The organism is Erwinia sp. S43 (assembly GCF_016624745.1).
GTDB classification, from domain to species: domain Bacteria; phylum Pseudomonadota; class Gammaproteobacteria; order Enterobacterales; family Enterobacteriaceae; genus Erwinia; species Erwinia coffeiphila.
The window spans coordinates 327706-347334 of the sequence record NZ_JACVTX010000005.1; the positions used below are offsets into that span (position 1 = coordinate 327706).

The window sequence follows — 19629 nt, forward strand, 5'->3', positions numbered from 1 at the left end:
GTCCTTAAAAAGTCAGCTGCACTTTGGCGGCTTTTTGTTTATCACCGGCAAATACCAGTGCAGCATCGATATTCTGATAGTCATATTCACCGCTGAACAGCGGCAGCGGGTTCACCGTACCGTTGCCCAGCCACTCCACCGCCGTATTGAACTCGGTGGTAAAGCGGAAGGAACCGACCAGTTTTATTTCTTTGGCGATCAGCATCATGATCGGGAAGCCCGGCACGTCGCCGCCCATACCTACCTGCACCAGCGTGCCTTTTGCACGGGTCACTTCCAGGCAGCGGGTCAGAGAAGAAGGATGACCGGAGGCTTCAAACGACACGTCGAAGTAGCCTTTCTCCGCCAGATAAGGTGTGAAGTCGCCGTTGGCCGCGTGAATGGTGTCAGTTGCACCCATCGCCACCGCCATCGCCAGCGAGCGCTCGCTGATATCGGCACAGACCACTTCCGCCGCGCCCTTGGCTTTAGCCGCCGCGGCGATCAGGCAGCCGATAGGACCCACGCCGGAGATAAAGACTTTTTTGCCCTGCAGATCGCCGCCCTGATTGGCCGCGTGGATGCACACCGCCAGCGGTTCGGCAAATACCATCACTTTCTCATCGGCCTGGTTGTCGAAAGGAATGCACTGGCTGCTGTCGACTACTTTGTACTGAGTGAAGCCGCCGTCAACGTGTGGGAAGTACATCGCGCTGCCGAAGAAACGCATACCGGTACACTGGTTCTCTTCCTGCGCTTCGCAGTACTTGCAGTGGCCGCAGGGCTTAGACGGGTTTACCGCCACTTTTTGATTCTCTTTCAGCGCCGGGTTATCACTTTTCACCACGTAGCCAATCACTTCATGACCGAGGATCATCGGCATTTTCACCGCAAAGTTGCCGACTTTGCCGTGCTGATAGTAGTGCAGATCGGAACCGCAAATGCCGCCGCGCGTGATGCGCACCAGCGTGCCTTCGCCCTGGTAATCCACCTGCTGGCTGACAACCTCGACCTGCTCTTTACCGTTGATCATGCAGGACTGCGTGGTAGTACTCATGAGAAACCTCTAATACGTATTCATTGAGGCGCCTATGAGAACGATTTTACAGATGCAAAACTGTGAACAAGATCACTAAAAATCATGTTACTAAACTCATGTTACGCATAACGTGACGCTGCTACCCTTTCGGAGAAACCTTAATCAGTGGCATACATCACAAAGCCAATAACTGCACTTTCGTTGCGGTAATATGATCGCTACAGTTAACTCATCCGACCACTTCCGGGATTTACGATGAGCGTGTCACTGTTCTCTCCGCTGGACCTGGGTTTTACCCAGCTCAAAAACCGTTTTCTGATGGGTTCCATGCATACCGGGCTGGAAGAGCATCCGCAGGGTGCAGAACGACTGGCGGCGTTTTACGCCGAGCGCGCGCGGGCCGGAGTGGCGCTGATTGTCACCGGCGGCATCGCCCCCACACCGGAGGGCGTGGTCAGCCCCGGTGCTTCGGTACTGAACGATGAGTCGCAGCTGGCACACCACCGCCGGGTCACCGACGCCGTGCATCAGGCCGGTGGGAAAATTGCCATGCAGATCCTGCACACCGGCCGCTATAGCTATCAGCCCGGCCTGGTTGCCCCTTCGGCGATTCAGGCTCCCATCAATCCCTTTACCCCACGTGCGCTCAGCCACGAAGAGATCCTGGCGCTGATCGCCGCCTATGCCCGCTGCGCGCGTCTGGCACAGCAGGCCGGTTACGACGGCGTAGAGATCATGGCGTCCGAAGGCTATCTGATTAACCAGTTTCTGGTGACCCACACCAATCAGCGCGACGATGAATGGGGTGGCGATGACGTGCGCCGCCGCCGCTTCGCGCTGGAGATTCTGCGCGCGGTACGGGCGGCGGTAGGCGACGAATTCATTATTATCTTCCGCCTGTCGATGCTGGATCTGGTGGACCAGGGCGGCACGCTGGAGCAAACCATCACTCTGGCGAAAGAGGTGGAACAGGCCGGTGCCACGCTGATCAATACCGGTATTGGCTGGCACGAGGCGCGTATTCCGACCATTGCCACCGCCGTGCCGCGTGCCGCTTTCGCCTGGGTGACGCAGGCGCTGAAGCAGCATCTGCGCATCCCGCTGATCACCACAAATCGCATCAATCACCCGGATGTGGCGCAGGCGGTGCTGGATGACGGCTGTGCCGATATGGTATCGATGGCGCGACCGTTCCTGGCCGATGCCGAATTTGTGCTGAAGGCGCAGCAGGGGCGCAGCGATGAGATCAACACCTGCATCGGCTGTAATCAGGCCTGTCTGGATCAGATTTTTGTCGGCAAGCTCACCTCCTGCCTGGTCAATCCCCGCGCCTGCCACGAAACCACCCTGCCGCTGATCCCCGCAGCCGTGCGGAAAAACCTCGCGGTGGTCGGTGCCGGGCCAGCCGGTCTGGCGTTCGCGGTGAATGCCGCCGCGCGCGGGCATCAGGTGACGCTGTTTGACGCGCTGCCCGAAGTGGGCGGGCAGTTCAATATCGCCCGTCAGATCCCGGGGAAAGCGGAGTTCAGCGAAACCCTGCGCTATTTCCGCCGCCAGCTGGATATCCACGGCGTGACCCTGCGGCTCAATCAGTACGTCGGCGCCGCGCAGCTTGCTGACTTTGATGAAGTGGTGCTGGCAACCGGTATTGAGCCCCGCACCCCGGCGATCCCGGGCATCGATCACCCTTCGGTTCTCAGCTATCTGGACGTAATCCGCGATAAAAAACCGGTCGGACAGCGGGTGGCGATTATCGGCGCGGGCGGCATCGGTTTTGATACCGCAGAATATCTGGTGCAGCCTGAAACCGCCGAGCCGCAGGATATCGCCGACTTCTGCGAAGAATGGGGCATTGACCGCACGCTGACCCGGCCCGGAGGCCTGACGCGCCCGGTAGCGCCTCACAGCGCCCGCCAGGTCTGGCTGCTTCAGCGCAAACCCGGTAAGCCCGGTGCAGGGCTGGCGAAAACCACCGGCTGGATACATCGTGCCAGCCTGCAAATGCACGGCGTGCAGATGTGGGGCAGCGTTGAATATCAGCGAATTGATGATGACGGGCTGCATATTCTGCGCGATGGTGAAGCGCAGCTTCTGGCGGTGGATAATATTATTATCTGCGCCGGACAAGAGCCAAGGCGGGAACTGGAAACGCAGCTCCTCGCCCAGGGCAAGCCGCTGCATATTATCGGTGGCGCAGATATAGCCCAGGAGCTGGATGCCCGCCGGGCTATTGCGCAGGGAACTAAACTGGGACTGGGGATTTAGCCTCAGCGCCCGGCGGAGGTGGCAAGGCGCTCCTCGGCATCCCGGGCGCGGGTTATGCGGTTACGCAGGTCGCGGCGGAATATTTCAATCGTCCACATCCAGAGGATATGGCCGAAGGTTTCGGACAGGATTTCATCGGCGGGAAGATCCCACAGGGCCGGTGCCCAACCCGCAGCCGGTAAAACCACGCCGTGAAAAATCACGGTGATGACCAGCGCAAATGCCACGCCCTGCCAGAGCTTAATCGACGGGAAAATCTCCGCCAGCCAGCAGTAGAGCATGGCGAAAAAAACCGAAAACAGGTGGTGAACGCCCGCCACACCCCAGTTCACCACGTGCCCGGACCAGTGATAGATCATCGCTTCGGTGTTCAGGCCCAGATCGTTGAGCATTTCAACAGGCGGAATCGCCCGATCGGCCGTGCGCGGCGGGAATGGATTCTCACTGCCCCACTTAACGAAGCTGGCAACATTACCCCCTGCAAAGCCCGCCAGCAGTGCGGCAGAATAACGGCGATACGATTTATTGGTCATGCGGTAAAGCTCTCCATGCAAAAAATCCTTTAAGTTCCCGGAAATACCGTTCCGGTGATGCAGCATAACCTTTTTTGTACTCGGAAGATTGTTATTGCAGGCGGCAAGGTAAACCCGCAGCATCAATCCATGCACGGCCAGCGAAAATATTTTGGCAAAATGTCGTAAAACGTTAGCCTCGAAGGCGTATAAAAAATCTGTCGCCCGTCCCTTAAGGAGCATTTTGATGTCGTATTCCTGGCGTTCCTCGCTACTTTCCCGCTTCGACTGGCTCGATCACGCCTTTTTACCCGCCGGAGAACGGCCCCCGGTAGAGACGATTTACAACCAGCAGCGGCACAGCGCCCGCGTGGTGCCGAGCGCAACGGCGCTACCGGTAAAAAGCGTGGAGGCCGACGGGCTAATCGCCAGCGATAACCGCCCCGTTGCGGTCTACACCGCGGACTGTCTGCCGATCCTGCTGATAGACGCTAAACAACATCAGGCGGCAGCGGTACACGGTGGACTGAAGGGTATTCTCGGTGGCGTGCTGGCTAATGCCATCCGCCAGCTGTGCCAGAACGGCAGCGCGCCGGGGGACCTGTTTATCGCTATCGGTCCGTCGATTGGTCCCTGCTGCTACGAGCTGGGAAAGGACTTAATTGCTCGCGCGGAGCAGGACGATCCGCACCATCTGGCACCGTTAATGGCGTGGTCTGAGCAGCCGTCGACAAATCCGGCGGCAGTCCGCCCGCAGGCGCAGGGAACGACCGATGGCGTATGGTTTGATTTGCCGCTGTTGGCAAAACGCATCGCGCTGAGGGAGGGGGTTCCGGAGGGGCAAATTGAGCTAAGCGGGATCTGCACCTACTGCATGGCGGAAGAGCAGGCCAGCTACCGGCGCAACACGCACCGCCAGCACGGCTACCAGCAGCGTTTTTCGTGGATCCGCGTAAAAAATTAATGCGCGGCGGTAAGCATCGCAGCCCATCCATCCCAGCGGCGGAGTGGTATGCACGCAGTGTGCGGCATCCCTGCCGCACCGCTGGCGATCAGCGCATTTTCACCGAGCGCAGGATCACAAACTTCTGATTGGTGGCGACGGTGGTGCAGTTGCCAAACAGCTTCTTCATTTTGTGGTAGTAATCCAGGTGGCGGTTGCCGACGATGCGCAGTTCGCCGCCGTACTGCAGGCAGCGGCGGGCATCGCGAAACATCTGCCAGGCAATATGATCGGTGACCGCGTTCTGCTGATGGAACGGCGGATTGCACAGTACCGCGTGCAGACGGTCGGACGGATAGCCCGCCAGCACGTTATTCACGCGAAACTCGCAGCGCGCTAAGTCGTCCGGGCAGTTTGACTCCACGTTCAGGCGGCTGGATGCCACTGCCATATAGGACTCATCCACAAAGTGAACCTGCGCCAGCGGGTTCTGCCGCAGCGCCGTCAGGCCAATCACGCCGTTGCCGCAGCCGAGGTCAACGATCTCACCGTCAATATCTTCCGGCAGGTGCTGCATAAAGAAGCGTGCGCCGATATCCAGCCCGCCACGGGCGAACACGTTGGCATGGTTGTGAATCAGGTAATCGGTGCCGTCCAGCGGCCACGTGGCGATCACATCGCTGTCCGCCAGCTTCGGAGCGCTGAACGTGGTGTAAATCAACCGAGCCTTTTTCCATGCCAGCGAGGTGGTGGTTGGACCGAGAATTTTCTCAAACAGCTGTAGTGTGGAAGTATGGATATCCTTCGCCTTGCCGGCGGCGATAATCTGCGTCTGCGGCGTGACGACTTTACGCAGCGCACGCAGCTGCTGCTCTAATAGCGCCAGGGTTTTCGGCACCTTAATCAGCACCCGCGTTGGTGCCGCAGGAAGCGGTGCCAGGCTGTCCAGCAGCTGCACATCACACTCGTCCAGCTCGTTCAGCGCCAGGTTCTGCCGGGTCGCCTGCTGGTTAAGCCAGGAATCGCTGATGCTGTAAACGCCCTCGCCCGCGACCGCGCAGGCCAGTGCCCCAAAGGTGTCATTGAAAATCAGCGTGGGTCCGCCGGTCACTTCATCGCCGATGTGTTTCAGCAGATATTCATCGGCCGAATCCCAGGCCTGCAACGGGCTTTCTTCGCGCATTTGGGGAAAACGATGCAGCGTCAGCATACGGTTGCTTAGTTCAAGTTGGCTCATGGGAACACCTTAGTGGTAAAATTTCCGCGTTTTATCCCCTAAAATGAGCGAACAGTAAACGTTTTTCTTAAAATTACCCGTAATGGATATCGCGTATCGGGTAACACAGCGCAAATTAATTAGAGAGTTATGACAACATTACGCTATCTCAATGGCTATCCTACTGAACTGATTGCCCGCGTGCAGCAGCTGTCCGATCGCGGCCAGCTGGCAACATGGGTAGAGAAGAAGTATCCCGGCCAGCACAGTATTCAGGACGATAAATCGCTTTATCAGTACGTCGGCGGGCTGAAGCAGCGCTATCTGAAGAACGCCCCGGCGCTGTCGAAAGTGATGTTTGATAATAAGCAGAATCCCGTGAAGGGTACGCTGGGCACAAACACCTTTGTTTCCCGCGTGCAGGGCGGCAAGCTGAAAAGTAATAACGAGATCCGCATCGCCACGCTGTTTCGCGACGGGCCTGAAGAGTTTCTCAAAATGATCGTCGTGCACGAGCTGGCGCATCTGAAAGAGAAGGATCACAACAAAGCGTTCTACCAGCTGTGCTGCCATATGGAACCGGACTATCACCAGCTGGAGTTTGATATGCGCATCTGGCTGAACTTCCGCGACCTGAAATAGCCCTGAAGCCAAAAAACCGGCTAATTTTCTGGCCAAAAATAGTGAGTTAACGTGATATTTTCACTGATTTATTAAGTGAAATATTGCGAAGCAGATCAAATAAACATTCCATAAAGCTCCATATCGGAAAATAAATTCTATAAGTTGCATTGACGACTTTACCGATAACATGATCTCTGGAGCTGGCTATGCCTGTATTAATTGTCGCGATAGGAATCGCAATATTACTGATACTAATCATGGCGTTAAAATGGAATACCTTTGTATCGCTGGTCATCGTTTCGTTTCTGGTGGCGCTGTTTCTGGGAATGGACCCGACGCAAATTGCGCTAACGATTGAGAAAGGGATTGGCGCACAGCTGGGCCACCTGGCGCTGGTGTTTGGTTTTGGTGCCATGCTGGGCCGCCTGGTGGCCGATGCCGGAGGCGGCTACCGCATTGCCGCCACGCTGATCGCCGTCTTTGGCAAAAAGAACACTCAGGTGGCCGTGGTGATTGCCTCGTTTACCGTGGGTATCGCGCTGTTCTTCGAAGTGGGTCTGATCCTGCTGCTGCCGATTATTTACGCCATCGCCCGCGAGCTGAAGCTGCCGTTTCTGTATCTTGGCATTCCGATGGCCGCCGCGCTGAACGTCACCCACGGTTTCCTGCCGCCCCACCCGGCCCCCACGGCGATCTCGCTGGCCTACAGCGCCGATATCGGTCACGTGCTGCTGCTCGGTATTGCGGTCGGCATCCCTACCACCATTGTTTGTGGGCCGCTGTTTAATAAGGTGCTTTATCGTCTGGCTCCGGCGGTGTACCAGGGGCAGAGCGACCTCAGCGCCTTCGGCGAGCAGAAAAGCTATCGCCTGGAAGAGACGCCGGGGTTCCTCTCCAGCGTGCTGACCTCGCTGGCTCCGGTGCTGTTTATGGCGCTGGCGACGGTGGTCGATCTGCTGTTCCCCGGCAGTGATGCTGCGGCGGTGAAAGCGGTGAAGTTTATCGGCACACCAGCGATGGCAATGCTGATTTCGCTGATTATCGCCTTCTGGACCATGGGCTTTGCCCGCGGCCGCAGCGCGGAAGAGATTGGCAAAACGCTAACCAGCGCCATTGCGCAAATCTCTATGATGCTGCTGATTATCGGCGGCGGCGGTGCCTTTAAGCAGGTGATCGTTGACGGCGGCGTGGGCGATTATGTCGCCGGGCTGTTTGCCGCCTCCACCCTGTCGCCGCTGATTATCGCCTGGTCGATTGCCGCGATGCTGCGCGTCTGTTTAGGTTCGGCCACCGTTGCAGCATTAACGACCTCCGGCATTGTGGCACCGATGCTGCCGATGTTTCACATCGATCCGGCGCTGATTGTGCTGGCGACGGGCGCAGGCAGCGTGATTGCCTGCCACGTTAACGATGCCGGATTCTGGATGGTGAAAGAGAGCTTCGGCCTGACCATGAAGCAAACCTTCTGTACCTGGACGGTGCTGACCACCGTGCTGTCGGTTTCCGGGCTGATCTTTATTCTGATTGCGGAAAGGCTGTTCTACTGAGGCAGCCGTTCGTCTGAGGAACATGCTGAGGGGATTGTGCTGCAGGCCAACCGGCCTGCAGCGGGTGCTGAACATCACGGCAGCGCGTAAGCCACCGGGGTGATCGCATTGCGGTCGAGGTTTTTACTCAACGCTTTCACGGCGGAACGCAGCGGGCACAGCGTACCCACGTTGGTTACCCGGCAGTCCGGCTGACGCCACTCCTCGCGCAACAGCGGATGTTTGCCATCCACCTGCTGTAAATTACGCAGATCGTCCAGGCTCTGCCCCTGGAAGTAAACATGCAGGAAACGCTCTCCGGTTTTGCTGTCACGCCAGCGCTCCAGTACCAGGCTGCTGCCCGGCGGGATATTGCCGCGCGTGTAGCCGGGCAGCGTCCAGCTGAAATCCATCAGCGTGCGTACCATCGCGATGTTGGTATCATGCGCCACCAGCAGCAGCCAGCGCGTATCCGGCATGTTATCCGTCGGCTTATTTACGCCCTGCTCAACGCCCTGCAGCATGGCGTTAAGCAGGATGGAACCGCGCTTCTGCGCGGTGTAAAGCACGTCGTTGCTGAGATCGTAATTAGCCGTTAACAGCGGTAAAACGGCGGTGATCTGCGCCGATGAGGTGATATTGCCCCATGCAAGTTGGGCAACCGGCAGGTTTTCATTCCAGCCAAGGCGCAGCGTTTCCACCATATTGGCCAGCACGCTCAGGCCATCAACGTAGGCTTTACCGCTTTTACTCTGTTTAATCTGCCAGGGCTTTTCAAAGAAGGTGCAGGAGGCATCGTCCCGGCACACCGCTTTTTTCAGCGCCTGAACCGCAGGCTGTAACGCCTGCTGACGGGCCGCCAGATCGCCCGCCGTCTCTTTGACCTTCACCAGTTGCGTTGCCGGATCGGTGTTGGTCGCCGGGAACGCTTCGGTCTGGAACAGCGGATCGTGGTCACCCTCAACCCGATGAACGGCTACGCCACAGCCGGGAAACGCACCGTCCACCAGCGCAGCGGCGGTTGCCCGGGTGCGCTGTAGCGGGCTGGCCCGCACATACACGTCCTGCGGCTGCGGGCAGCCCGCAGTGAGCAGCCCCAGCTGGCGATAATGTTCGCCCTGCCAGCGCCCTTTGTTCACCACCGCCGCATAGCCGTGGCCGGTCAGCTCGCCGTCGGCGGTATTCCACTGCGTCCAGGGACGGTTGGTTGCGGCCTCAATATCCGTGCGGTTGCCAGGCGTCGGCGGCCGGATGCCGTGGCGGCTAAGCTCCACCACTTTTTCCAGGTCATAGGTGGCCTCCGCATGTGCCTGAGCGGCGCTGAACCACAGCGTTCCGGCGATAAACAGGCGTGCAGCAGCCTGATGTCTTTTTGCCATCATTGTGTCTTCCTTCTGTTGAGGTAATTAAGATGAAAACAGGGTGCGGCGCTCGCTGGCGTTGCGTCTTGCCACCATCACGGCGGTAACAAAGCACAACAGCGCAGAGATAAGACCGGCTGCCACCCAGAACTGGGACAACGTGTGGAAATCGTAGAGTTTGGTGCCATTTTCCATCACCGACGTTTTATCGATGATGATACCCGTCAGGAATTCACCGAATCCGGCCCCGGCGTAGCTGACAATGCCGATGGTCCCGAGCGCCGCCCCGGCCGCTTTCCGCGAGGAGATATCCACCGCCAGCAGGCCACCGAGGAAACAGGTCAGTGCACCGATAGTCGCGCCGAAGATAACCATCGACAGAATATCGGTGTAGTAATTGCGCGGCAGCCACAGCATCAGCGCGAATCCGGCAGTATTCAGCAGGCTGATAAATCCGGCCATAATACTGCGATTGCGCGAGAAAAAGCGGTCGGAGAGCATGCCCGCCACGATGGTGCCAACAATCCCGGCAACGGCATTCACGCCGATAATCGCCGAGGCTTCAACCGTGCTGTAGCCCTTCCCCTGCTGCAAAAAGAAGATGCCCCACGAATTTACGCCATAGCGGTCGATGTACATAAACGCCGAGGCCAGCGCCAGCGTCCACAGCGCCGGGTTGCGCAGCGCCATCAGCTGATTGCTAAACACCGATCCTTTGGCCTCTTCTTCTTCCTGCGGTTCGTTGCTGATGTCATGAATCGACGGGAAGCCGCTGCTCTGCGGTGAATCACGCATAAACAGCAGCATCAGCACCACGCCCGCCGCGCCCAGCGCTGCGGTAGAGAGGTAGCCCATATGCCAGCCGTAGCCCGCAATCACCGCCGCGATCACGATGTAGGTCAGCGCCTCGCCGATGTTATGCGCCGTCGACCAGATGGAATAGAAGGTGCCGCGCTCTTTGGTGCCGTACCAGCGCGCGAGGGAAACCGCACATGGCCCCACCCCCATCGACTGCGCCCAGCCGTTGATGCCCCAGAAAATGGCCAGCATCATCGCGTTGGTGGTCATGCCCATCATCAGGTTCATCCCCGCGCTGAGCAGCAGCCCAAGACTCATAAAGCGCACCACGTTGGCGTGATCGGCCAAAAACCCGTTAACCAGTTTGCCGATGGCGTAGCTGAAAAACAGCGCCGAGCCGATCATCCCCAGCTCAGAGGGCGAAATACCCAGCTCCACCAGCGCGGTTTTCGCCACGGTGAACGAGAGCCGACAGACGTAAAACGTTACGTAGGCCAGCGTCATCGCCAGAAACGTTTGCCAGCGCACGCTGCGGAAGCGCTGTTCATTGAATACGGCGGTAGTTTTCGCCGGGCTGGCCCGGAAAAAACGGATTAATCCAGACATCATCTTGTCTCCGTAGGGCGGAGGCGGTGCTGATTGATTTTGTCTTCGTCCCTGAAGGCTGTTTCCGTGTTATGTAGAGTACGCAATCAGATGCCAGACCCGTGCAGGTTAGTTTAAGGGTTGAACAACCCATTGTTTTAATTGTGGATAGAGCGTTTTACTGGCCAGCAGCACCGGATTGCCTTGCGCAATGCCGTCCGCCGCCAGGTAATCGTTGGTGGCCCCGCCCGCTTCGCGCATCAGCACGATCCCCGGCAGCCCATCCCACGGATTCATATGCGGTTCGTAATAGCCAATCAGGCGACCGGCGGCGGCCCAGGCGCTCATCAGCGCGCCGGAACCGTTGCGGACAAACATGCCGCCGTGCTGCAACAGTTGGTCGAGAAACGGCAGGAAATCGGCCGCCGTCACGCGGTGCGAGGTCCCCACGCCCATCACGCCACCGGCAACCGTTTCTGCCGAATGCGGCGCGATTCTCCGATCGTTGAGCCAGGCCCCTTCCCCTTTCAGGGCATGGAAAAGCTCCTGGTGATTGGGGTCATACACCACGCCAATCACCGGTTCACCGTCAACGACCACCGCCAGCGACAGGCACCAGGTGTGCAGGCCGTTAAGGAAACAGCTGGTGCCATCGATCGGATCGACGACCCACAGTACGCGCTGGTGTGCATCGGACGTGCCGCTCTCCTCGCCCAGAAACCCGTCTTCCGGGAACGCCTCTGCGATGCGTGATTTGACAAAGGACTCCACCTCGCGGTCGGCCAGGCTAACCACATCCTGCGCATCGCAGCCCTTGTGTTCGACCCGCAGGCTGTCGCGCTGCTGATAGAATCCATAAGCCAGTTTTCCCCCGGACTCAGCAAGACTGCAGGCGAAGCGGTAGCGCGCCAAAAGCGAATCGTTTTCTCGGGTTGTCATAACATCTCCTGAAAATGCACACGTGTGCATTTGTTAACAAAAAATAAGCCCCGTAGGGCGAAAGAGAGTGTGACGGCAGTTCACAGAATAATCTGTGAGCTACCGCATAAAATTAATTTTTCATTACGCGCTCTGGCGAATGATTAATTTCACCGGCACGGCGCGATGGCGGGAAGGAAGATCGAACTGGGCAATACGGGTGATCAAAAGATCCACCGCCTGCTGCGCCAGACCTTCAGTATCTTGTTGAATAGTCGTCAAATGATAGGGGTCCCAGTCCGCCTGGGGAATATCATCAAAGCCCATGACGGCGGGTAGCGGATCGTCGCCGTTGAGCGTTCGCAGACCGTCGATCGCGCCTAAAGCCAGCATATCCGTGGCGCAAAGCAGCACCTGGCAGGAACGTAATTCAAGCGCTGCTGCCTTGCCAGCCGCATAGCCGCCGCCGGGGATAAACCGCGTGGCAATAGTCAGGTCCGGCGCGCAGGCCAGCAGCGCCTGATAGCGATCTTCCGTACTGAAATTACGCCGCTCTTCGCCGATAAACCCAACGTGTTTCCAACCGCGCTGGCGGCAGTAATCCGCCATCAGCTGCATACCCTGGGCGTTATCGCTGGCGACACGATCGCAGCCTGCCAGATCGGCATCCCGGTTGATTAAGGTCACCGGGATCTTACGCTCCAGATACTCTTCGGCCAGCGACAGCGGCGGCGCGCCGGAGGTGATAATCACCCCGGCCACGTGGTAGCTGAGCAGCTGTTTTAGTGAGGGAGCCAGCTGTTCCGGATCGTCGGCATTCATCAGCAGCGGCATAAAACCGTGCAGCGCCAGCTGATGAACCAGCGGCGACAGCAGCTTGCTGCGGAAGGGGTTATCGAAACCGGCGGTGACGATGCCGATAAAGTTGCTGCTGCCGGTGATCATCGTGCGGGCGATGATATTGACCTGGTAACCCAGCGTTTCCGCTGCGGCGAGGACTTTTTTCCGCGTTTTTTCCGCCACGGAGGCACCCGGGGTAAACGTGCGGGAAACCGCAGAGCGTGATACCCCTGCCAGGCGGGCGACATCTTCGGCATTGACCCAGTTTTTTTTCTTCTCGCTCATGCTCACTCTGCGCGGGTTACGGTGTGCGTGAGCCTATGTTAACCTCCCCGCACCGATCCGCGCCACACCACATCGGCCTGATAGACCAGACTGTCGTGCTGCTGCTCACTTTGCGGGGTAAAGCCGTTTTCCGCCTGCTCGGTCTGGATCAGCCACTGCACCGCGTCGCGGGCAAAGCGCTCTACCGGCTGGGCAAAAGTGGTCAGATTGAAGGATGACCACCCGGCCTGCACGATATTATCGAATCCTATCAGGCAGATATCCTCCGGCACGCTGACCGCAAAGCGGTGCCGTGCTTCATCCATAAAGCCGCAGGCCACCAGGTCGGTGACGCAAAATACCGCATCCGGGCGCTGCTGGCGGGTCAGCAGGCGGTGCGCCAGAATCTGACCGCTTTCATAGGATGTGGAACCAAAACGCTCAACGGTGACCGCTAATCCGGCCTGCTCCGCCACCGCGACAAACGCGGCTTCGCGCTTCATCAGGCTGGGCGTTCCGGCCAGCGAGTTGGCAAACGCCAGATGCCGACAGCCCGCGCGCTGAAAGGCCATCACCGCTGTTTCGGCCGCCGATTGTGCATCCAGATTAATACTCAGCGATCCGGGCAGCGACTCATCGCGGTTAATCAGAATAATGCGCTGTCCGTGCTTATAGCACTGGCGGGTGATGGCGCGGTCCGGCATGCCGGAAAGGATAATCGAGGCGTCGGCGCGGAAATTAATCGCCTGCTGCAGCGCCGCCGAGACGCTGTTGTCCGAGCGGTCGGTGTTGATAAGCATCGCCACTTTCCCCGCCTCCTGCAAAAACTGGGTCAGCCAGCGCACCAGCATCGCGCGGTAGGGGGTAGCGATTTCAGACACCACCAGGCAGACAATCCCGCTGCGGTTGCGCACCAGCCCACGCGCCAGATGATTGACGTGATAGCCCAGTTCCTCTGCCGCTTTCATCACCCGCGCACGGGTCGTTTCCGACACGCTGGCCCCCGGCGTATAGGTCCGCGACACCGCAGAACGCGAAACCCCCGCACGGTCGGCCACGTCCTGCGCACTCACCACCGCTTTCTCATTTTGCATGCTGCTCTCCATCAAAATCCCGGCTGAGATTGAGTCTGCCTCAGATTGCAAAGCTGTGCAAACTGACCGATATCACAATTGTTATATTTTTGTGACAAGGGCTGCTAATTCAGCTGCAAGCCATTTGACAGTTTATTTCTTGTTCATTATTACTTTGCACACACGTGCAAAAACAGGTGCCAGTGAAGCACCAACCCTACAAACCAAGGAGATCATCATGCGATATACCTCAATGGCCATCGCGCTATCCCTCTGTTGCACTGCTTTACCGTTTGCCGCCTCGGCGGCGGGCAATCTGAATATGGTCTGCTCGGCGGATGTGGTGGTGTGCGAGCATATGACGCGTATTTTTAGCCAGTCTCATCCCGATATTAAAGTCAGCATGGTCCGCCTGTCGGCGGGCGAGGCCTATGCGCGGCTGCGCAGCGAGGCGCGCAATCCGCGCACCGATATCTGGTGGGCGGGCACCGGCGATCCGCATATGCAGGCGGCGGATGAAGGGCTGACCCAGGTGTATAAATCACCGCTGCTGACCGAACAGCAGGACTGGGCGCAGAAGCAGGCTGAAAACTCCGGCTATCGCACGGTCGGCATCTACGCCGGAGCGCTCGGCTGGGGTTACAACACCAAACTGCTGGCCGACAAAAAACTGAAGGAGCCGACCTGCTGGGCCGATCTGCTCGATCCGGGCTTTAAGGGTGAGATCCAAATCGCCAACCCGAACTCCTCCGGCACCGCCTACAACACCCTGGCCACGCTGGTGCAGATCATGGGCGAAGATAAAGCCTTCGATTATCTGAAAAAGCTCAACGCCAATGTTTCCCAGTACACCAAGTCCGGTTCCGCACCGGTGAAATCCGCCGCGCGCGGGGAAACCACGGTCGGTATCGTGTTTATGCACGATGCCGTGGCGATGCAGGTGGATGGCTTCCCGATCAAGACCGTTGCACCGTGTGAAGGCACCGGCTACGAAATTGGCTCAATGTCGATCGTCAAAGGCGCGCGTAACCTCGCCAACGCCAAAGTCTGGTACGACTGGGCGCTGAGCGCGGAAGCTCAGTCACATATGAAAGAGGCCAAATCCTTCCAGCTGCCGTCCAACCGCAACGCCGAGATTTCCGAATATGCGCCGCGCTTTGAGAACATCAAGCTGATCGACTACGACTTCAAAACCTACGGCGATTCCGCCAAACGCAAAGCGCTGCTGAGCCGCTGGGACAAAGAGATCGGTGCCAGCGCGCAGTAATCCCCGCCGTTTTGTGATGCTGATACGCGGTGGCTTCGGCCTGATGTCCGCTTCAGCCTGGTTTTCAGGTCGAGGTATGTCATGAATGCAAATAATCGTCGTCTGACCGGCGCGCTGATAATGGGCGCGGCGGCTTTGCTGCTGCTGCCGTGGTACAGCCTTGAGGCCGGTTTCTTTGACGGCGGCTGGCTGATAAGCCTGTGGAGCGATGCCGCGACGGCCCCGGCGCTCTGGCAGCTGGGCGAACATCCGTGGCTGGCAATAGCGGTGGCGCTGTTCGCGCTGTGCGGCGGCTGCGGCCTGTTGCCGTCGGGCGCACGCAGCCGGTTGCTGCTGCTGTTCAGCGCCCTCGGCGTGCTGTTTTTAATCATTGAAGGCCATGCGATTGGCTACAGCGGCTGGAGCTGGCTGTGGCTGGAAAACCGTTTTGGCGCGCTGGAATCAGGCCAACCGGCGATGGGTGCCGGTGCGCTGCTGCTGCTGGCCACCTTTCTGCTGCTGTTCTCCTTCGCGTTGGCCGAACGCGGTGTGATGAAGGGCGATGCTTTTGTGGTGGCTTCGCTGGTGTTGCTGACGGCGCTGGTCAGCATCTTTGTGCTTTATCCTGTGCTGAGCATGTTCGTGGTGTCGGTGCAGGATGTGGACGGCAGCTTCCAGCCCGCGGGCTTAATCAGCAATATTCAGGACCCGGCCATCTGGAGCCTCTCCTGCTTAAACGGCGGCACCTGCGGCACGGCCTGGCGCACGCTGTGGCTGGCGCTAATGACCGCAACGGGATCGACGCTGCTGGGGCTGGCGTTTGCCCTTGCCGCCACGCGCACCCCGCTGCCGTGCAAAAAAGCGCTGCGCATGCTGACCATCCTGCCGATCATTACCCCGCCGTTTGTGATCGGCCTGGCGCTGATCCTGCTGTTTGGCCGCTCCGGCGTGGTAACCGAGCATCTGGCGGCGCTGTTTGGCATCGAGCCGGGCCGCTGGCTGTATGGTTTAACCGGCATCTGGATTGCTCAAGTGCTGTCGTTTACACCAATCGCCTTCCTGGTGCTGATTGGCGTGGTAGAGGGCGTTAGTCCTTCGCTGGAGGAAGCTTCGCAGACGCTGCGCGCCAACCGCTGGCGCACCTTCAGCCGCGTGTCGCTACCGCTGATGGCCCCCGGGCTGGCTAACGCCTTCCTGATTAGCTTTATCGAAAGTATGGCCGACTTCGGCAACCCGATGGTGCTCGGCGGCAGCCACGGCGTGCTGTCTACCGAGATCTTCTTCTCGGTGGTCGGGGCGCAAAACGATCCGAGCCGCGCGGCGGTGCTGGCGATGATCCTGCTGTGCTTTACTCTGGCGGCGTTTATCCTGCAGCGGCTGTGGCTGGGCGGCAAGAACTTCGCCACGGTCACCGGTAAAGGCGACGGCGGCCAGCACGGCCAGCTGCCTCGCGCGCTGCGTTTTGGCGTGTACGGCATGGTGATCCCGTGGGGCCTGTTCACCCTGGTGATCTACGGCATGATTGTGGTGGGCGGCTTTGTGCAGTCGTGGGGGCTGGACAGTTCCCTGACCATCAATCACTACGTCCGTGCCTTCGGCATCAGCTTTAGCGAGGGGCATCTGCTATGGAGCGGTGTGGCGTGGAACTCGTTCTGGACCACGCTGGAGATCGCACTGATCGCCGCGCCGCTGACGGCGATCGTCGGGCTGCTCACAGCCTGGCTGATCGTGCGGCAGAAGTTTGCCGGTCGCCAGACCTTTGAGTTCCTGCTGATGCTCAGCTTCGCCATTCCCGGCACGGTCATCGGCGTCAGCTACGTGATGGCCTACAACCTGCCGCCGCTGGAGATTACGGGCACCGCGCTGATTCTGGTGGCCTGCTTTGTCTTCCGTAATATGCCGGTGGGCGTTCGCGGCGGCATCGCAGCAATGAGCCAGCTGGATAAAAGCCTGGATGAAGCCTCTCTGACTCTCGGCGCTAACAGCTTCCGCACGCTGCGTAAGGTGGTGCTGCCGCTGCTGAAACCGGCGATCAGTGCCGCACTGGTGTATGCCTTTGTGCGGGCGATCACCTCGATCAGCGCGGTGATCTTCCTTGTGAGCGCGCAGTACAACATGGCGACGTCCTATATCGTCGGACTGGTAGAAAACGGCGAATACGGCGTGGCGATCGCCTACTCCACGGTGCTGATCGTGGTGATGCTGCTGATTATCGGCGTATTCCAGTGGCTGGTCGGGGAACGGCGGCTGCGTCGCGTCACTCGCCCGGTAGATGTGCCTGCAACGCCCGCTTCCACCTCTTTAACCCAGGAGAATGCCGTATGACAACCCTGAATGCCGGTTCCGTGGTGTTTGAGCACGTTTCAAAACGCTTCGCGGGCTTTAACGCCCTGCCCGACCTGTCGCTGACGGTGGAGCCGGGTACGCTGGTCACGCTGCTTGGCCCATCCGGCTGCGGTAAAACCACCACGCTGCGGCTGCTGGCCGGGCTGGAGCACCCGACATCCGGGCGCATTCTGATTGGCGGTAAAGACGTCACTCACCTGCCGGCCAACGAACGCGATGTGGCGATGGTGTTTCAGTCCTACGCGCTGTTTCCGCATATGAGCGCGCTCGATAATATTATGTACGGCCTGCAATCCTCCGGCATCAGCAAGCGCGAATCGCAGGACCGCGCGCGGGAGGGGCTGAAGCTGGTGGGGTTAGAGAACCAGGGCCAGCGCCTGCCGTCCGAACTTTCCGGCGGCCAGCAGCAGCGTATCGCCGTGGCGCGCGCGCTGGTGCTGGAACCGCAGGTGCTGCTGCTGGATGAGCCGCTGTCCAATCTTGATGAGCGCCTGCGCCGCCGCGTGCGTACAGACATCCGCGATCTGCAACAGCGGCTCGGCTTCACTGCGGTGTATGTCACCCACGATCAGGAAGAAGCGCTGGCGGTATCCGATAAGATTATCGTGATGAAAGAAGGCAATATCGCCCAGCAGGGCGCACCTGAAAGCCTCTATCGCGCGCCGAATTCGGTGTTTATCGCCGACTTTATGGGCGAGGCCAATATTCTGCCGTGCGAAGTGGAGCAGATTGAGGGCGCAGAGGCGCTGGTACGGCTCGGCAACCAGCGCTATCGCGTGCGCGGCAACGGCGTGAAAACCGGCGCGGCTCAGCTCTCCGTCAGGCCGCAGTTCATTACCCTGCGCGATGATGGCGTTGGTGCGCTGCCGGGGGAAGTGACGCACAGCACCTGGCTGGGCGATCACATTGAATATGAGGTGGCAACCGAACTGGGGCCGCTGTTTATTGTCGATGCGCAGATGGAACAGCAGCGGCCGCTGGCTTCACGCGTGGCGATTGATTTTAAACCGCAGGGCCTGGCCCTGATTGCTGGCTAATTTAAGGATAGATAATGAGTGAATCAGTAAACCATGATGCACTGCTGGCGCGGCTGGCGCTGGCGGAAAAAGTGGCGCGTGCCGGGGGAGAAAAGGCGCTGGCGTATTTCCATCAGCGCGACAGCCTGGTGGTGGAAACCAAACATGATTTGCAGGACGTGGTGTCCAAAGCGGATCGCGAAGTTGAGCAGATGATCGACCAGCAGATCCGCGCTCAGTACCCGGACGACGGTTTTCTGGGGGAAGAGTATGGCCTTCAGGCGGGGTCGTCGGGCTATACCTGGGTGGTCGATCCGATTGACGGCACCAGCCCGTTCCTCAACGGCATGCCCAACTGGTGCGTGTCGGTGGCGGTATTGCAGGACGGCGTACCGGTGATTGGGGCGATTTATGCCCCTTACTATCAGGAGTGCTACGTCGCCGCGCTGGGCCACGGGGCTACGCTGAACGGCAAGCGGTTACAGGTTGATCCTGCCCGCACGCTGCAAAACCACGTCACCGGATTTGGTGCCAACAGCTACGTCAGCCCGGATGAGGTGGGGAAAATTCTGGCCTCGCTGCTGGATGCGGGCGGCAACTTTATCCGCATCGGTTCCGGCGCGCTGATGCTGGCCTGGGTGGCCGCGGGCCGTGTGGTGGGCTACTACGAACCTTATATGCACGCCTGGGACTGCCTGGCCGGTTATTGCCTGGTAAAAGAGGCGGGCGGCTGGTATCACCCGTTTAATACCGAAGGCGATCGCCTGCTGAAAGGCGCGCAGGTGCTGGCGGTAGCCCCGGGTGCGGAAGCGGATCTGCGGCGCATTGCCGGGCTGTAGCTCCGGGCGCAGCGCGGACCTGAAGCGCATTGCCAGACCGTAACGCAGGCGAAAAACCAGCAAGCAACGGACTCTACACCCACTTAGTACAGACCAAACGCCTTACCTGCCTCCGGCGGGTAAGGCCCCTCCTTAGCTATTGTTATGCTGACGAAACTCCTGGTCAGCCACACAGCAGATACCCTCAGTTCACCCATGTTCTCAATGCTGCATGACGAATGTTTTCCGCCTGGCTTTTA

General features: G+C 59.1%; 16 protein-coding genes. 8 read left to right on the plus strand and 8 right to left on the minus strand.

The annotated features are described in order from the left end of the window. Nucleotides 1-4: 4 nt before the first annotated feature. On the minus strand, nt 5-1036 hold the full coding sequence (gene idnD, locus IBT47_RS09575; RefSeq protein WP_105592572.1) for an L-idonate 5-dehydrogenase: 1032 nt from the start codon (nt 1034-1036) through the stop codon (nt 5-7). 237 nt (nt 1037-1273) lie between these two features. Between idnD and IBT47_RS09580 the strand changes: the two genes are divergently transcribed. Beyond that, on the plus strand, nt 1274-3283 hold the full coding sequence (locus tag IBT47_RS09580) for an NADPH-dependent 2,4-dienoyl-CoA reductase (protein ID WP_200560244.1): 2010 nt from the start codon (nt 1274-1276) through the stop codon (nt 3281-3283). Between the two features lie 2 nt (nt 3284-3285). Here the strand turns inward: IBT47_RS09580 and IBT47_RS09585 are convergent, their stop codons facing one another. Beyond that, the gene (locus IBT47_RS09585) at nt 3286-3816 is read right to left on the minus strand and encodes a DUF1440 domain-containing protein (RefSeq protein ID WP_105592574.1); all 531 of its coding nucleotides are present in this window, start codon (nt 3814-3816) and stop codon (nt 3286-3288) included. Nucleotides 3817-4042: 226 nt separating this feature from the next. Between IBT47_RS09585 and IBT47_RS09590 the strand changes: the two genes are divergently transcribed. After that, on the plus strand, nt 4043-4759 hold the full coding sequence (locus IBT47_RS09590; protein WP_105592576.1) for a polyphenol oxidase family protein: 717 nt from the start codon (nt 4043-4045) through the stop codon (nt 4757-4759). Between the two features lie 88 nt (nt 4760-4847). Here IBT47_RS09590 and rlmG read toward each other — a convergent pair whose 3' ends face one another. Continuing rightward, on the minus strand, nt 4848-5975 hold the full coding sequence (rlmG, locus tag IBT47_RS09595; protein WP_200560246.1) for a 23S rRNA (guanine(1835)-N(2))-methyltransferase RlmG: 1128 nt from the start codon (nt 5973-5975) through the stop codon (nt 4848-4850). Between the two features lie 129 nt (nt 5976-6104). Here rlmG and IBT47_RS09600 point away from each other — a divergent pair, with 129 nt between their 5' ends. Together IBT47_RS09600 and IBT47_RS09605 are read left to right on the plus strand one after the other, a co-directional pair. Then, entirely contained in the window at nt 6105-6596 is a 492-nt protein-coding gene (locus IBT47_RS09600; protein WP_105592578.1) for a M48 family metallopeptidase, read from the plus strand. A 188-nt stretch (nt 6597-6784) separates the two neighbouring features. Next, nucleotides 6785-8125, plus strand: coding sequence for a gluconate:H+ symporter (locus tag IBT47_RS09605; protein WP_200560247.1), 1341 nt, complete (start codon nt 6785-6787; stop codon nt 8123-8125). 74 nt (nt 8126-8199) lie between these two features. On the opposite strand, the gene IBT47_RS09610 is transcribed toward IBT47_RS09605, so the two are convergent. From IBT47_RS09610 to IBT47_RS09630, 5 genes are all read right to left on the minus strand, one after another. Beyond that, a complete protein-coding gene (locus IBT47_RS09610; protein WP_200560248.1) occupies nt 8200-9486 on the minus strand; it encodes a histidine-type phosphatase in 1287 nt (428 codons plus the stop codon). 24 nt (nt 9487-9510) lie between these two features. Continuing rightward, entirely contained in the window at nt 9511-10869 is a 1359-nt protein-coding gene (locus IBT47_RS09615) for an MFS transporter (protein ID WP_200560276.1), read from the minus strand. Nucleotides 10870-10977: 108 nt separating this feature from the next. Continuing rightward, nucleotides 10978-11787 carry an inositol monophosphatase gene (locus IBT47_RS09620; RefSeq protein ID WP_200560249.1) on the minus strand — a complete coding sequence of 270 codons (810 nt, stop codon included), beginning with the start codon at nt 11785-11787 and terminating at the stop codon, nt 10978-10980. A gap of 123 nt (nt 11788-11910) precedes the next feature. Then, on the minus strand, nt 11911-12891 hold the full coding sequence (locus IBT47_RS09625; RefSeq protein ID WP_200560250.1) for a LacI family DNA-binding transcriptional regulator: 981 nt from the start codon (nt 12889-12891) through the stop codon (nt 11911-11913). A gap of 38 nt (nt 12892-12929) precedes the next feature. Continuing rightward, nucleotides 12930-13964 carry a LacI family DNA-binding transcriptional regulator gene (locus IBT47_RS09630; RefSeq protein WP_105592583.1) on the minus strand — a complete coding sequence of 345 codons (1035 nt, stop codon included), beginning with the start codon at nt 13962-13964 and terminating at the stop codon, nt 12930-12932. Between the two features lie 217 nt (nt 13965-14181). Between IBT47_RS09630 and IBT47_RS09635 the strand changes: the two genes are divergently transcribed. From IBT47_RS09635 to IBT47_RS09650, 4 genes are all read left to right on the plus strand, one after another. Further along, nucleotides 14182-15210, plus strand: a complete 1029-nt coding sequence (locus IBT47_RS09635; protein ID WP_200543453.1) for an ABC transporter substrate-binding protein — start codon at nt 14182-14184, stop codon at nt 15208-15210. Between the two features lie 81 nt (nt 15211-15291). Then, a complete protein-coding gene (locus IBT47_RS09640; RefSeq protein ID WP_200560251.1) occupies nt 15292-17514 on the plus strand; it encodes an iron ABC transporter permease in 2223 nt (740 codons plus the stop codon). Next, the gene (locus IBT47_RS09645; protein ID WP_200560252.1) at nt 17511-18572 is read left to right on the plus strand and encodes an ABC transporter ATP-binding protein; all 1062 of its coding nucleotides are present in this window, start codon (nt 17511-17513) and stop codon (nt 18570-18572) included. Before IBT47_RS09640 ends, IBT47_RS09645 begins: the two co-directional genes overlap by 4 nt. A 14-nt stretch (nt 18573-18586) precedes the next feature. After that, nucleotides 18587-19390, plus strand: a complete 804-nt coding sequence (locus tag IBT47_RS09650; protein ID WP_200560253.1) for an inositol monophosphatase family protein — start codon at nt 18587-18589, stop codon at nt 19388-19390. Nucleotides 19391-19629 lie beyond the last annotated feature (239 nt).

What these genes read in the sequence shown, in the direction of transcription:
- IBT47_RS09615 (WP_200560276.1), bottom strand. Translation starts at nt 10,869, where the DNA reads ATGTCTGGATTAATCCGTTTTTTCCGGGCCAGCCCGGCGAAAACTACC.
- IBT47_RS09625 (WP_200560250.1), bottom strand. Translation starts at nt 12,891, where the DNA reads ATGAGCGAGAAGAAAAAAAACTGGGTCAATGCCGAAGATGTCGCCCGC.
- IBT47_RS09620 (WP_200560249.1), bottom strand. Translation starts at nt 11,787, where the DNA reads ATGACAACCCGAGAAAACGATTCGCTTTTGGCGCGCTACCGCTTCGCC.
- IBT47_RS09600 (WP_105592578.1), top strand. Translation starts at nt 6,105, where the DNA reads ATGACAACATTACGCTATCTCAATGGCTATCCTACTGAACTGATTGCC.
- IBT47_RS09630 (WP_105592583.1), bottom strand. Translation starts at nt 13,964, where the DNA reads ATGCAAAATGAGAAAGCGGTGGTGAGTGCGCAGGACGTGGCCGACCGT.
- IBT47_RS09610 (WP_200560248.1), bottom strand. Translation starts at nt 9,486, where the DNA reads ATGATGGCAAAAAGACATCAGGCTGCTGCACGCCTGTTTATCGCCGGA.
- IBT47_RS09650 (WP_200560253.1), top strand. Translation starts at nt 18,587, where the DNA reads ATGAGTGAATCAGTAAACCATGATGCACTGCTGGCGCGGCTGGCGCTG.
- rlmG (WP_200560246.1), bottom strand. Translation starts at nt 5,975, where the DNA reads ATGAGCCAACTTGAACTAAGCAACCGTATGCTGACGCTGCATCGTTTT.
- IBT47_RS09605 (WP_200560247.1), top strand. Translation starts at nt 6,785, where the DNA reads ATGCCTGTATTAATTGTCGCGATAGGAATCGCAATATTACTGATACTA.
- IBT47_RS09585 (WP_105592574.1), bottom strand. Translation starts at nt 3,816, where the DNA reads ATGACCAATAAATCGTATCGCCGTTATTCTGCCGCACTGCTGGCGGGC.
- idnD (WP_105592572.1), bottom strand. Translation starts at nt 1,036, where the DNA reads ATGAGTACTACCACGCAGTCCTGCATGATCAACGGTAAAGAGCAGGTC.
- IBT47_RS09635 (WP_200543453.1), top strand. Translation starts at nt 14,182, where the DNA reads ATGCGATATACCTCAATGGCCATCGCGCTATCCCTCTGTTGCACTGCT.
- IBT47_RS09580 (WP_200560244.1), top strand. Translation starts at nt 1,274, where the DNA reads ATGAGCGTGTCACTGTTCTCTCCGCTGGACCTGGGTTTTACCCAGCTC.
- IBT47_RS09640 (WP_200560251.1), top strand. Translation starts at nt 15,292, where the DNA reads ATGAATGCAAATAATCGTCGTCTGACCGGCGCGCTGATAATGGGCGCG.
- IBT47_RS09645 (WP_200560252.1), top strand. Translation starts at nt 17,511, where the DNA reads ATGACAACCCTGAATGCCGGTTCCGTGGTGTTTGAGCACGTTTCAAAA.
- IBT47_RS09590 (WP_105592576.1), top strand. Translation starts at nt 4,043, where the DNA reads ATGTCGTATTCCTGGCGTTCCTCGCTACTTTCCCGCTTCGACTGGCTC.